This window comes from Tumebacillus lacus (genome assembly GCF_026410385.1).
GTDB classification, from domain to species: Bacteria; Bacillota; Bacilli; order Tumebacillales; family Tumebacillaceae; genus Tumebacillus; species Tumebacillus lacus.
Genome location: NZ_JAPMLT010000003.1, coordinates 368,395 through 381,112, shown reverse-complemented (window position 1 = coordinate 381,112; position 12,718 = coordinate 368,395). Strand labels below are relative to the sequence as shown.

The window sequence follows — 12,718 nt, the reverse complement described above, 5'->3', positions numbered from 1 at the left end:
ATATCGACAAGAACCGGGTCATACAGTTGAAAATAGGTGTTCTCTATATCGAACGATTGCAAGACTTTCACAGTCCCATATAAAGGGACACCCGCCCAACCCAACCGACCCCTTCCTTTCCATCCTGACAACGAGAGGAGCATAACCTGACGATGGAACTCGAACTGCACGACCTCACCCGGATCATACGCCAACGTTGGAGTTGGGTACTCCTCCCGGCTGTGATCTGCCCGTTGATCGCCGCCTTGCTCTGCTTTTTCGTCCTGCCCCCCATGTACCAATCCACCGTCACCCTCCTCGTCCAACCGCAAAACACCGTCGGCGGCGCGCAGATCGCCTACAACGACGTCCTTCTTGGCCAGCGGCTGGCCAAAACATACGGCGAGATCCTGACCAGCCGTCAGATCGCCGATGAAGTCGTCCGCACCCAGAGTCTCCCGTACTCCTCCGAAACACTGCTCGACCGCATCCAAGTCAAAGCCGACGAAGAATCCCTCCTCACCGCCGTCACCGTCCGGGATGAGCGACCGGTGCGGGCGGCCGCCATCGCCAACGGGATCGCCGATGCGTTTGCGGGGCAGCTCGGCAAGATCATGAAAGTCGACCGAGTGGTCATCCTCGACCGTGCGGTCGTTGCGGACGACCAGAAGCCCGTTTCACCGAACAAATCATTGATTATCGGCGCGGCACTCGTCTTTGGCATCTTGCTCGGCACGGGGCTGGCGTTCCTGCGCGAGCGGCTCGACCGCACCGTCAAAGAAGAGGAAGAGATCGAAGACTGGCTCGGCCTCCCCGTGGTCGGCGTCATCGCCAAAACCAAATCCATGCCGGTCGCAGCCGGGGCCGAAGACCAGCTCGAAGGGAGTGTGATCCTCGATGAGACAAAAACGCACCCGCAAGACCAAGACGAAGACCGACCGCCTGTTGTACCTGAATGATCCGAAATCGGCGTTTGCCGAAGCCTACCGCACCTTGCGCACCAACATTCGCTACTCCACCGTCAACCGAGAGCTCCGCACCTTGATGATCACCTCCTCGGCGGCGGGGGAGGGCAAGACCACCACAGCGGCCAACTTGGCGCTGGCGATGGCGCAGGAGGGACAGCGGGTGTTGTTGATCGACGGAGACTTGCGGCATCCGAGCCTGCACCGTTTTTTTTCCATCAGCAACGAAGTCGGGCTGACCGACCTCTTGATCCGCACGCAGGAGGCGGGCGCCGTCATCCGCCGGTTTCCGAAAGCGGGGCTCGACGTGATCACGGCGGGCGGTCTCCCGCCCAATCCGGCCGAACTGCTCGGCTCGGAGCGGATGGGTGAGTTGCTCCGGCAATTTCACGGAGAGTACGACATCGTGCTCCTCGACTCGCCGCCGATCCTGCCGGTCACCGACGGTCAACTGCTGTCCCGGCTCGTCGACGGCGTGCTGCTCGTCCTGCGAGCGGGCGAAGTGCGGCGGGAACATGCGAAAAAGGCGAAACACTTGCTCAACCACGTCGGGGCAAACGTCATCGGCGCGGTGCTCAACGGGAAAAAGCTCGATCTGAGCACCTATGAGTACCGGGAGTAAACAGGCAGCCGAAACGGAGCACCTGCCAGTACCCGCCCGCTACCAAAGGAGGGATGCCGATGATCGACCTGCACTGTCACATCCTGCCAGGCTTGGATGACGGCGCACGCGATCTGGAGACCGCGCTGGAGATGGCGCGGGTCGCAGTGGCGGACGGGATCACCGATGTGGTGGCGACGCCGCATGCGGCCGACGGCCTGTACCGGACCGACGCGGCCTCGATCCGAGTCGCCGTCGCCGCCTTTCGCACCGCATTGGCAACGGCTGGGCTCCCGTTGCGCGTACATATGGGCTCGGAGATCCACGTTCATCCGGAACTGGTGCGAAACGTGGAGGCGGGCCGTCTGCTCACCGTCAATGACGCCGGTCGATACCTCCTGCTGGAGCTGCCGGTGACCAGCATCCCGCCTTATTTTGCAGATCTTCTGCACGAACTCCGCACCAAAGGACTCACCCCGATCCTTGCCCACCCGGAGCGTCACGCCGTCCTGCGCGACGACCTCGATCGCATCGCCGCATGGGTCGAGGACGGGATGCTCGTGCAACTCACCGCCTCCTCTCTGCTCGGCGGAATGGGGCGGCGGGCAAAAGCTTCGGCAGAAACCATGGTGCGGCGGCGGATCGTGCATCTGGTCGCATCCGACGGCCACAGCCCGGCCCGTCGTCCGCCGCAGATCCGGGCTGCGCACGACGCGCTGCTGCGCCTCGACCCACGGTCGGCCGCACGCATATCTCAAAACGCCGTGTCCGTGCTCGCCGGAGAGCCTTGCGACGTGCCGGAGCCGGTACGGAAGAAGCGGCGGTGGTGGCTGTATTGAAGACCGATCTATCACTTTCAGGAAAGAGGTTTACGGGATGGAGAACAAGTCCGCATTTTCTCATCGAGAACAGCTTTTGCAAAAAATACAGGATCGCACCGCCGTCGTCGGAGTGGTGGGGCTCGGCTACGTCGGGCTCCCCTTTGCGCTGGAAAAGGCGAAAGTCGGATACCGCGTCGTCGGCATCGAGCAAAATCCCCAGCGCGCCGCACTCGTCAACGCCGGAGAGAGCTACATCGGGGACGTGCAAAGCGGTGACCTTGCGGAGTTGGTTGGAAGAGGGCTGATCCGCGCCGTGACCGGCTTTGACTGCGTGCCGGAGCTCGACGCCCTCGTCATCTGCGTGCCGACGCCGCTGACGAAAAACCTCACCCCCGATCTGCGCTACGTCGAGAGCGTCACGCGGGAGATCGCCAAGCGGCTGCGGCCGGGCCAGTTGATCTCGCTGGAGTCGACCACCTATCCGGGAACGACCGACGAGGTGATGCTGCCGATCCTCGCCGAGTCGGGGCTGGAGGTGGAAGAGCATTATTTTCTCGCCCACTCGCCGGAGCGGGTCGATCCGGGCAACGCCCGCTACACCACGCAAAACACGAACAAAGTCGTCGGCGGCGTCGGCCCGCACTCCTTGACGGTGGCCGCGACGTTTTACCGTCAGACGGTCGCCCGCGTTGTGCCGGTATCTAGCACCCAAGCGGCCGAACTGGTCAAAGTGTTTGAAAATACGTTTCGCGCCGTCAACATCGCGCTCGTCAACGAACTGACCCTGCTCTGCGACCGGATGGGCCTCAACGCGTGGGAAGTGCTCGACGCGGCGTTTACCAAGCCGTTCGGGATCATGCCCTTTTATCCGGGGCCGGGGGTCGGCGGCCACTGCATTCCCATCGACCCGCACTATCTGGAGTGGAAGGCGAAGGAACTCGATTTTAACACCCATTTCATCGCACTGGCGGGCGAGGTCAATCGCCGGATGCCGTATTTTGTGCGGGAAAAGGCGGTGCGGACGCTGAATGAGGCCGGGCTGGCCGTGTCGAAGAGCCGTATTTTGCTGCTCGGGGTGGCCTATAAAAAGGACCTCGACGACTGCCGGGAATCGCCTGCGCTCGACATCCTGCGGCTGCTGCGGGAGGCGGGGGCGACGGTGGCCTACCACGATCCGTTCGTTCCGGCGATCGGCGATGACATGCGGTCGGTGCCGTTGACGCAGGAACTGATCGCCGCACACGATCTGGTGCTGATCGCGACCGACCACAGCGGCATCGACTATGCGGAGGTGGTGCGCCATGCGCGGCGGGTGCTCGACACGCGCAATGCGACGCGTCGGGTGACCGAGGGCCGGGAAAGGATCGTGCTGCTGTGACGCGGGTCGGGGTGATCGGAGCGGGGCAGTGGGGCAAAAATTTGGTGCGGACGTTCGACGAGATCGGTGTGCTGACAGCGGTGGCGGAGTCGTCGCCTGTGATCCGGGAGCGGATCGGGCGGGAGTTTCCGGCGGCTGCGCTGTATGAGAACGCACGGGCGTTGATCGGAAGCGGAGCGGTGGAGGCGGTGGCGATCGCGACGCCGGTGCCGACTCATTTTACGCTGGCCAAGGAAGCGTTGACAGCCGGGCTGGATGTGTTTGTGGAGAAGCCGATCACGCTGACGACGGGCGAGGCAGAAGAGCTGCATCGGCTGGCCTTGGAGCGGGAGCGGGTGCTGATGGTCGGGCATCTGTTGCTGTATCAACCGGCGATTGGCGTGGTGAAACGCCTGCTAGAGTCCGGGGAGATCGGCGAGCTGCGCGCCTTGTATCAAAAGCGGCTCAAGCTCGGCCGGGTGCGGTCGGTGGAAAATGTGCTGTGGAGCTTTGGCGTGCATGATCTGGCGGTGCTGCTCCATCTGGTCGGGAGCGAGCCGGAGCGGGTGACCGCGCACGGACAGCGGATGTTGCAGCCGGGCGTGGAGGACGACGTGCATCTGCATCTCGGCTGGTCCGGCGGGGTGCAAGCGCATCTGCACACGTCCTGGCTGTGGCCGGAGCAGGAGCGCAAACTGACGGTGGTCGGGAGCCTTGGGATGCTGGTGTACGACGAACTGCGGCAGACGGTCACGCATTTCAAAAAGGGGGTGCGCGGCGATCTCTCCCAGTATGACGACGGATCGGCGGTCGTCTGTTCCGGCACCGGCGAGCCGCTGCGGATCGAGTGCGAACATTTTCTCGCCTGCGTGTCGGAGCGCAAGCAGCCGCTGTCGGACGGAGCGAACGGTGTGGCAGTGCTGCGCGTGTTGGAGCGGGCGACGGCGGGCTGGAAGGAGGCGGGGCCGGGATGACGGCGGAGCAGAGCGGACAGGTGCATGAGACGGCGGTGATCGACGATGGCGCGGTGATCGGGGCTGGCAGCCGCGTGTGGCATTTTGCTCATGTGTGCGGCGGCGCGGTGATCGGGGAGCGGTGCTCGCTGGGGCAAAACGTCTTTGTGGCGCGGGGTGCGCGGATCGGGAACAACGTGAAGATCCAGAATAATGTGTCCGTTTACGAAGGCGTGACGCTGGAGGATGACGTGTTTTGCGGGCCGAGCATGGTGTTTACCAATGTGCGGACGCCGCGCTCCGCGTTTCCGCGCAACACGAGCGCCGACTATCTGCCGACGAGGGTGCGGCGCGGGGCTTCCATCGGGGCCAATGCGACGGTGGTCTGCGGCGTGACGGTCGGGGAATGGGCGTTGATCGCGGCAGGGGCGGTGGTGACGAAAGATGTGCCCTCCTATGCGCTGATGGCAGGCGTGCCGGCCCGGCGGATCGGCTGGGCGTGCGCGTGCGGCGAGACGCTGGTGTTTGCGGGGAAGGAAGCCCGGTGCGGGAGTTGCGGACGGGAGTATGAGCGGACGGGCGAAGAGAGCGTGACGAAAAGGGGCGAGGGTGTGTGACGAAGACAAAGATCCCGATCTTGGATCTGGCGCCGGAGACGAATGAACTGTGGAGCGAACTGACGGCGGCGGTGGAAGGGGTGCTGCGCGGCGGGCAGTACATCATGGGGCCGCAGGTACAGGCGTTTGAAGAGGAGGCGGCCGCTTATCTCGGCGTGAAGCATGCGGTCGGGGTGAATTCGGGCACCGATGCGCTGGTGATCGCGTTGCGGGCGGCCGGTGTCGGCGCGGGCGATGAGGTGATCACGTCGTCGTTTACGTTTTTTGCGACGGCGGAGGCGATCTCGCAGGTGGGAGCCGTGCCGGTGTTTGCCGACATCGAGCCGCTGACGATGAATCTCGATCCGGGCTGCGTGGAAGCGGCGGTGACCGACAAGACGCGGGCGATCCTCCCGGTCCACATTTTCGGGCAGGCGGCGGAGATGCGGGAACTCTGTGAGATCGCACGGCGGCACGGGCTGTTGATCGTCGAGGATGTGGCGCAGGCGTTCGGCGGCGACTATCAGGGACGAAAGCTCGGAACGTTGGGGGCGGCGGGGTGTTATTCCTTTTTCCCGTCGAAAAATCTCGGGGCGTTTGGCGACGGCGGGCTGCTGACGACAGACGACGCCCGGATCGCAGACGCAGCGCGGATGCTGCGCTCGCACGGGTCGAAGGAGAAATACCGCAATGAGATCCTCGGCTACAACTCGCGCCTCGATGAGATGCAAGCGGCGGTGTTGCGGGTGAAACTGCCTCATCTCGACCAGCGAAACAGGGGCCGGTTGGCGGCGGCGATGCGGTATCGGGAGCTGCTGGACGGGGTGGAGGGCGTGATCTTGCCGCATGTGGCGGCGGATCGGACGCATGTCTTTCATCAATATACGGTTCGGATCGCGGAAGGTAAGCGGGACAGGGTGCGGGAGAAACTGGCGGAGCAGGGGATCGGGACGATGGTCTACTACCCGGTGCCGGTGCATCTCCTCCCGGTCTATGCGGGTCTAGGCTGTCGGCTCCCGGTGACGGAGGAGGCTGCGCGGGAGGTGCTGTCGTTGCCGATCGGGCCGCTGATCGAACGGGAGGCGCAGGAGCGGGTGGCCGAAGCGGTGCGGGCGGCGGTGCGATGAGCAAGGCGGCGGGGCGGGGACGCGACTTTATGCAAAGGTGGATGCCCAAAGGGAGCTTTGCCCGGCGCGTCGGGGTGTTGGCGGGCGGGACGGTGCTCTCGCAGGCGTTGCTGGTCCTCTCGTCGCCGCTGCTCACGAGGCTGTATGCGCCCGATCAATTTGGTGTCTATGCCGCTTTTGCGGCGGTGCTCACCGTGTTGCTCGTCGTCGCGTCCTGGCTGTATGAAGCGGCGATCCCTTTGCCGAAGGAAGAAGGGAAGGCGGCCGATCTGCTCGTGCTGTCGTTGCTGGCTGTGGCGGTGACGAGCGGGGTCAGTTGGATGTTGCTGACCGTGTTTGGCGATGCGGTGGTGCGTGCGGTGGGGACTCCGGCTTTGAAGCCGTTTCTGTGGTTGTTGCCCGTGACGCTGTTTGGAGCCGGGTGTTACCAGGCGTTGAGTTACTGGGCGATTCGACAGCAGGCGTTTGGGACGATCGCCAAGACCAAATTGACACAGGGAGCGAGCACGGTCGGCGGGCAGGTAGGGCTCGGACTGCTGGCGTTTGGGCCGCTGGGTCTGTTGATCGGCGACATGATCGGTCGATTTGCCGGGAGTCTGTCCTTGGCCCGCTTGGTGTGGCGCGGGGAAGGAGCGCCGCTGCGGCAGGTGTCGTGGCGGGGGATGGCCGAGATGGCGGTGCGCTACCGGCGGTTTCCGCTGCTGTCGGGCGGGTCGTCGATCTTGAACAGCCTCGTGTTGCAACTGCCTGCGCTGCTTTTGACGGCGTTCTACGGGGTGCAGGTGGTCGGCTGGTATGTGCTGGCTCAGCGGGTGATGGGGGTGCCGCTTCAGGTGATCGGCTCGTCGATGGCGCAAGTGTATCTGGCGGAGGCGGCCGAACTGGTCAAACTCCCGGCAGCGGAGCGGGAGCCCAAACTGCGGCGGCTGTTCTGGCGGACGGCGAAGCAGATGCTGATGATCGGCGTGCCGATTGCAGGTGCGGCGGCTGTGCTGGCCCCGTGGTGTTTTGGCTGGATCTTTGGCAGCGAGTGGCGGGAGGCCGGGGTGTACGTGCAGGTGCTCGCCGTGATGTTTGTCCTGCAATTTGTCACGTTTCCGCTCGGGGGCAATCTGTTTGTGTTTGAGCGGCAGGATCTGCATTTGATTCGCGAGGTGTGCCGCTTGTTGCTGATGGCCGGGGCGATCTGGCTGGCCTGGCACCTCGGGTATGAGCCGCTGCCGGCGATCTTGGTGCTGAGCGCGGCCGGGGTGATCGGCTATCTGATCCACCTGTGGATGTCGTGGCGGTCGATGCAGTACTTTTTCAAGCGGGAAATCGGAGGGGATCGAAATGGAGACGACACAGGAGCCGATGCAAGAACTGATGCAGGAGCCGGACGGTAGATCGGGATCGCCGCTGGAGTTGCCGGGGTGGCACGAGTTTAATCGCTGGAAATGGGGCGTGACGCTGGAGGAGGTGTGCATTCAGGGTGACAGCGGACGGCCGAGTATGGAGGCGATGCTCTATCTCGACAAGCGCGGCCGCATCTGTCAGCCGCTGCACAATCCCTATCTGCCGCTGCGCTTTCTGCCGACGCCGACCCGGTCGATTCACAGGTTGACCCACCAATGGCTGGAGGTGTCAGAGGCATTGGCCGCTCGGATGCGGGAACGCAAGCTGGCGGGGATGCTGATGTTCGGGCCGGAGGTGAGCGATGTGCGGCCGTGGCAGTGGGCGGGGTATGACGTGGGGGTGCGGTATACGATCTCTCTGGACTTTCCCTACGACCTCTCCGCGGCTGACGGCATGGTGCGCAATCGGGTGAAAAAGGCGGGGGCCGCCGGATATCGCTGTGAGCGGGTGTTGCGGCCGGAGGATGTGCAGGTCTGTCTGCGTGAGACGGAGCAGCGGCAGGGGTTTGTGCACCGGGTGAGCGGTGAGGATCTGCGGCTGTTGACCGAACTGCTGGGAGAGGAGCAGGTGCGCAGTTACATCTGCTACGCGCCAAACGGCGAACCGGCGACGGCGCAGGTGATCTTGCACCGACCCGGCGGGCGGGCGCTCGGCTGGCTGGTCGGAAGTGCGTCCGAACATCTGCGATCCGGGGCGACTCAGTTGTTAATCTGGGAGATGTTGCAAGACTTGCAGGCGGCGGGGGCGGACGGGTTTGACTTTATCGGCGCGAACATGAAGAGTGTCGCCGCTTCGAAGACGAACTGGGGCGGGCGGATCATGCCGTATTATACGGTGCGCGAGTACGGGATGGCGAGTCTGCTGCGAGGGGTGCGGGATTGGTATCGGTCAGCGAAGAGCCGACGCAGCAGCAAGGGGTAGGTCGTGGCGGCACGGGAAAGGGGGCGGTGTGTATTGGTGCTGCACGTTTTTCATGGAGCGGGTTATGAGCGGGAGCGAGTGTATGCGGCTCGTGTGATGTTTGAGGAGTTTCTGGGTCTGGAGATCGCGCTGCACGCGGGGCAGGAAGCGGGCTGGCGGATCGTACGGGGCGAGGAGGAGGACGGGAAGGAATTGCGTCTGGCCGATGTGCTGTTTCGGACGCCGCAAGGGGAGTGGCTGACCGAAAAGGCGATGCCGTCGCGACCGGTCCCGCGCTGGCATACGGGGGGCCATCCGGTCAAAGCGCCGCTCGTCGCGCCCGACGTGCCGGTGCTGTACGGCGAGGAGGTGCCAAACGGCGGGTATCTGGCCGTGTGGGACGGCGGGCTGCAGATCGGGGCGGATCTGCTCGGCGGGGCGTTTTGGATGCTGACCCGGTATGAGGAGATCGTGCGCAAGGAGCGGGATGTGCGGGGGAGATATCCGGCGTTTGCGTCGCTGGCGGTGCAGGAGCATTTTTATGAGCGGCCGGTGGTGAACGAGTATCTGGAGATCCTCTGGTGGGCGTTGCGTGCGCTGTGGCCGGATCTGGAGCGGAAAAAACGGCGGTTCACGCCCCGGTTGAGCCATGATGTCGACTGGCCGCTGATGGGCGCGGGACGGCCGTTTTTCCAGACGGTGAAGCGGGCGGCAGGCGATGCGCTGCGGCGGCGGAGTGCGCAGGCGGCTGTCAGGCGGCTCGGCGGTTGGTGGCGGGCGGCGGCGCACGGAGACTATGACGGGGACCCGTACAACACGTTCGATCACCTGATGGAGTGGAGCGAGCAGCAGGGGTTGCGAAGTGCGTTCTATTTGATCGCGGATCACAGCGGGGCCGGGGAGGTCGACGGTGACTACTCGCTGGAGGAGCCGTGGGTGCGGCGGCTGATGCGGCGGATCAAGGAGCGGGGGCATGAGATCGGGCTGCACCCGAGCTATGAGACGTATCGCGATCCGAGGCGGCTGCGGCGGGAGTTTGACCGGCTGCGCTTGGTCTGCGCGGAGGAAGGGATCGAGCAGGAGCGGTGGGGCGGACGGCAGCATTTTTTGCGCTGGGAAGCGCCGGGGACGTGGCAGGCGTGGGAGGAGGCCGGGCTCGACTATGACAGCACGCTGTCGTTTGCGGAGCGACCTGGATTTCGCTGCGGGGTGTGCTATGAGTATCCGGTGTTCAATCTGCTGACGGGAGAAGAGTTGAAGTTGCGGGAGCGGCCGTTGATCGTGATGGAGCAGACGGTGTTGCACCGGCAGTATCTCGGACTCGATCCGTGGGAGGCGTGGGTGTTGATCGACCGTCTGCGGACGCGGTGCCGCCTGTTCGACGGCGAGTTTTCTATGCTGTGGCACAACTCGCAGCTGGTGGATCAGGGCGAGACCGATCTGTATCGGCGGCTGGTCGAGACGATGTGAGAGTGGGGGGAGCGAGACGGGGATGAGGATCATGCTGGTGTCGTACCTGTTCCCGCCGTACAACACGATCGGGGCGGTGCGCGTGGGAAAGACGGCGAAGTACCTGCGCCGTCTCGGGCATGAGGTGCGGGTGCTGACGGCGAGGGATCTGCCTTTGCAGGGCAATCTGCGGATCGAGGTGCCGCCGACAACGATCCGGGCGACGAAGTGGCGCAACGTCAATGCGCCTGTGGAGTGGGCGATGGGCGGGCGCGGGCAGGTGGCGGCGAAAGGCTATGCGGTGGGGGGCGGTTCGTCGTGGAAGAGCCGGTTGTTGCGGGGATTGGGACGGCTGTACAAAACGTGGCTGAACGTCCCGGACGGACAGATCGGATGGTATGGGCAGGCGGTGCGGGCCGGGTCGCGGTGGATCAAGGAATGGCGACCGGATGTGATCCTCGCCAGCGGGGCTCCGTTCACGTCACTGCTCGTCGCCCGCACGCTGTCCAAGCGGCACGGGGTGCCGTTTGTCGCCGAACTGCGCGATCTGTGGACCGACAATGCGCAGTACGGGCACCCGCGCTGGCGGCGGGCGTTAGAGTCGCGGCTGGAGACGTGGACACTGTCACAGGCGGCCGGGCTGATCACGGTGTCAGAACCGCTGGCCCAGACGCTGCGGGCCAAATATGAGAAGCCGGTGCAGGTGGTGTTGAACGGGTATGACCCGGAGGATCTGCCGAGCGGCGCGAGGCCGCCGCTGCGGGAGGATGGGCTGGATCTGATCTACACGGGGATGGTCTATGAAGGAAAGCAAGACCCGGCTCCGCTGTTTGCGGCGTTGCAGGCGATGGGGGAGGAAGCGAAACGGGTGCGGGTGTCGTTTTACGGGCGGTATCTGGAGAGCGTGCGGGAGCAGGCGCGCCGGTACGGCGTTGAACGGCAGGTGGAGATCGAGCAGCAGGTGTCCTATGAGGAAGCGTTGCGGCTGCAGGCGCGTGCCGATCTGTTGCTGTTGCTCCAGTGGAATGATCCAGAGGAGCGGGGCGTGTACACCGGCAAGCTGTTCGAATACATCGGGGCCGGACGCCCGATCCTCGCCGTCGGGTACGGCGACAACGTGGCAGGCGACCTGATCCGCGAGCGAGGGGCAGGGGTGGTGCTCGACGATCCGCAGGAGATCGCGTCGCAGTTGCGGCGGTGGCTGTGGGTGAAAGCGAGGCGGGGTGAGATCCCGGCAATGCGGGAAGAGGCGGCGCTGGGGCTGACCCGCGAGGCACAGGCGCGGGAGACGGCCGCGTTTTTGCAGCGGGTGCTCGGCGAGGAGGTGACCCCGCATGGAGGAACGGCCGGAAGTCCGGAGCGGATCGGGTGACGGGGAGGGTTCGGCGACATGGCGGCCGGGTTTGATCGGCTGGTTGCTGGTGCTGCTGCTCTTTTGCTTGCCGATGCAGTTTCGCACGGGAGCCGGACCGCGCATCGCGCCGTCCGATCTGTTTCTCGGTCTCGCGCTGCTTGGGTCGCTGTGGCAGATGCGCGTGTTGAAAAGCGCGTGGTCGATCTGGCATCTCGGGCTGCTCCTGATGTTTACGGGCGGACTCGCGGTGGCGGCGGCGGGGCCGGGGGGTGTCGGCAGTTATGCGCTGGTGCAAAAGGGGTTCGGGCTGATCCTGCTCTTTCTGCTCTACGCGGTGCTCACCGCCTACGCCTGCGACTGGACGCGCATCCAAGGGTTGCTGCGCACGTTCGTGCTCAGTGTGACGGTGCACAACTTGATCGCGATGATCGCCTTTTTTGCAGATTTTCAAGCGCCTTGGATCAATTCCTACTCGGGCCGTCTGTCCGGGATGCTGATCGATCCGAACGCGTACGGGGGCTTGCTCGTGGTGACGTTTGCCATTCATGCGGCGACCTCGTTTCTCAGGGCACCGCTGGTCGGCGGGGTGCTCGGCCTGTTCACGACGTTGACGATGGCGATGGGTATTTTTCTTACGTTTTCCCGCTCGTCGTGGATCGGGATGGCACTGGTGCTGGCGGTGATGACCGTCCTGCGCCCGCGTCTGGTACCGAAGTTGTTCGCCCTGCTCGCCGTCGCCGCCGGAGCGGTGTTGCTCGTCAAGGGCACGGAGTACATCGGCATCATCACCGAGATGGCGACCCGGGAGAATCAGATCGCGGTGCGGCTGGATTTGATCCACACCGGCTGGGAGATGTTTTACGAATCGCCGCTGCTGGGCGCGGGGCTCGGCACGTTTTACGAGACGCAGGGAGCGATTATTCACAATACTCTGTTTTGGATCTTGACCGAGTTCGGGCTGGTGGGGATCTCGGTGTTTCTCGGATTCATCTTGTGGTTTGGTTGGCGCGGCTGGGTCGCGTATCGGCTGGCAGGGCCCAAGGAGCGGCCGCTGTTGCTGGGGTTGCTGCTCGCGCATGTGGCGATGATCGGGCTTTCGATGGGGATTGAAGCGACGTATCAGCGTCACTGGTGGTTGGTGCTGGCGATGATCGCCGCCGCGGCCGAATCGGCAAACGGAAAGAGGGGACGGCACGGGAGGACATAAGCCTTGGGGGAGGC

At 64.3% G+C, this 12,718-nt stretch carries 12 protein-coding genes; all 12 read left to right on the top strand.

From position 1 onward, the window contains the following. Positions 1 to 152 precede the first annotated feature (152 nt). The 12 genes from OS242_RS09160 to OS242_RS09105 are packed head-to-tail and all read left to right on the top strand — an operon-like array spanning position 153 to position 12,704. Positions 153 to 938 carry a YveK family protein gene (locus tag OS242_RS09160; RefSeq protein ID WP_267151373.1) on the top strand — a complete coding sequence of 262 codons (786 nt, stop codon included), beginning with the start codon at positions 153 to 155 and terminating at the stop codon, positions 936 to 938. Beyond that, positions 877 to 1,566 (top strand): CpsD/CapB family tyrosine-protein kinase, encoded by a 690-nt coding sequence (locus tag OS242_RS09155; protein ID WP_267151372.1) that lies wholly within the window; start codon positions 877 to 879, stop codon positions 1,564 to 1,566. The genes OS242_RS09160 and OS242_RS09155 overlap by 62 nt, the downstream gene beginning before the upstream one ends. Positions 1,567 to 1,625: 59 nt before the next feature. After that, positions 1,626 to 2,384 carry a tyrosine-protein phosphatase gene (locus OS242_RS09150; RefSeq protein ID WP_267151371.1) on the top strand — a complete coding sequence of 253 codons (759 nt, stop codon included), beginning with the start codon at positions 1,626 to 1,628 and terminating at the stop codon, positions 2,382 to 2,384. 37 nt (positions 2,385 to 2,421) lie between these two features. Then, positions 2,422 to 3,744, top strand: a complete 1,323-nt coding sequence (locus tag OS242_RS09145) for a nucleotide sugar dehydrogenase (protein ID WP_267151370.1) — start codon at positions 2,422 to 2,424, stop codon at positions 3,742 to 3,744. After that, positions 3,741 to 4,697 carry a Gfo/Idh/MocA family protein gene (locus OS242_RS09140; protein WP_267151369.1) on the top strand — a complete coding sequence of 319 codons (957 nt, stop codon included), beginning with the start codon at positions 3,741 to 3,743 and terminating at the stop codon, positions 4,695 to 4,697. The genes OS242_RS09145 and OS242_RS09140 overlap by 4 nt, the downstream gene beginning before the upstream one ends. Continuing rightward, entirely contained in the window at positions 4,694 to 5,293 is a 600-nt protein-coding gene (locus tag OS242_RS09135; RefSeq protein ID WP_267151368.1) for an acyltransferase, read from the top strand. The genes OS242_RS09140 and OS242_RS09135 overlap by 4 nt, the downstream gene beginning before the upstream one ends. After that, a complete protein-coding gene (locus OS242_RS09130; protein ID WP_267151367.1) occupies positions 5,290 to 6,399 on the top strand; it encodes a DegT/DnrJ/EryC1/StrS family aminotransferase in 1,110 nt (369 codons plus the stop codon). The genes OS242_RS09135 and OS242_RS09130 overlap by 4 nt, the downstream gene beginning before the upstream one ends. Beyond that, the gene (locus OS242_RS09125; protein WP_267151366.1) at positions 6,396 to 7,784 is read left to right on the top strand and encodes a lipopolysaccharide biosynthesis protein; all 1,389 of its coding nucleotides are present in this window, start codon (positions 6,396 to 6,398) and stop codon (positions 7,782 to 7,784) included. Before OS242_RS09130 ends, OS242_RS09125 begins: the two co-directional genes overlap by 4 nt. After that, positions 7,732 to 8,715, top strand: a complete 984-nt coding sequence (locus tag OS242_RS09120; protein WP_267151365.1) for a GNAT family N-acetyltransferase — start codon at positions 7,732 to 7,734, stop codon at positions 8,713 to 8,715. The genes OS242_RS09125 and OS242_RS09120 overlap by 53 nt, the downstream gene beginning before the upstream one ends. Before the next feature lie 36 nt (positions 8,716 to 8,751). Beyond that, on the top strand, positions 8,752 to 10,164 hold the full coding sequence (locus OS242_RS09115; protein ID WP_407702107.1) for a polysaccharide deacetylase family protein: 1,413 nt from the start codon (positions 8,752 to 8,754) through the stop codon (positions 10,162 to 10,164). Between the two features lie 22 nt (positions 10,165 to 10,186). Next, a complete protein-coding gene (locus OS242_RS09110) occupies positions 10,187 to 11,515 on the top strand; it encodes a glycosyltransferase (protein ID WP_267151363.1) in 1,329 nt (442 codons plus the stop codon). Beyond that, positions 11,478 to 12,704 carry an O-antigen ligase family protein gene (locus tag OS242_RS09105; RefSeq protein WP_267151362.1) on the top strand — a complete coding sequence of 409 codons (1,227 nt, stop codon included), beginning with the start codon at positions 11,478 to 11,480 and terminating at the stop codon, positions 12,702 to 12,704. The genes OS242_RS09110 and OS242_RS09105 overlap by 38 nt, the downstream gene beginning before the upstream one ends. Positions 12,705 to 12,718 lie beyond the last annotated feature (14 nt).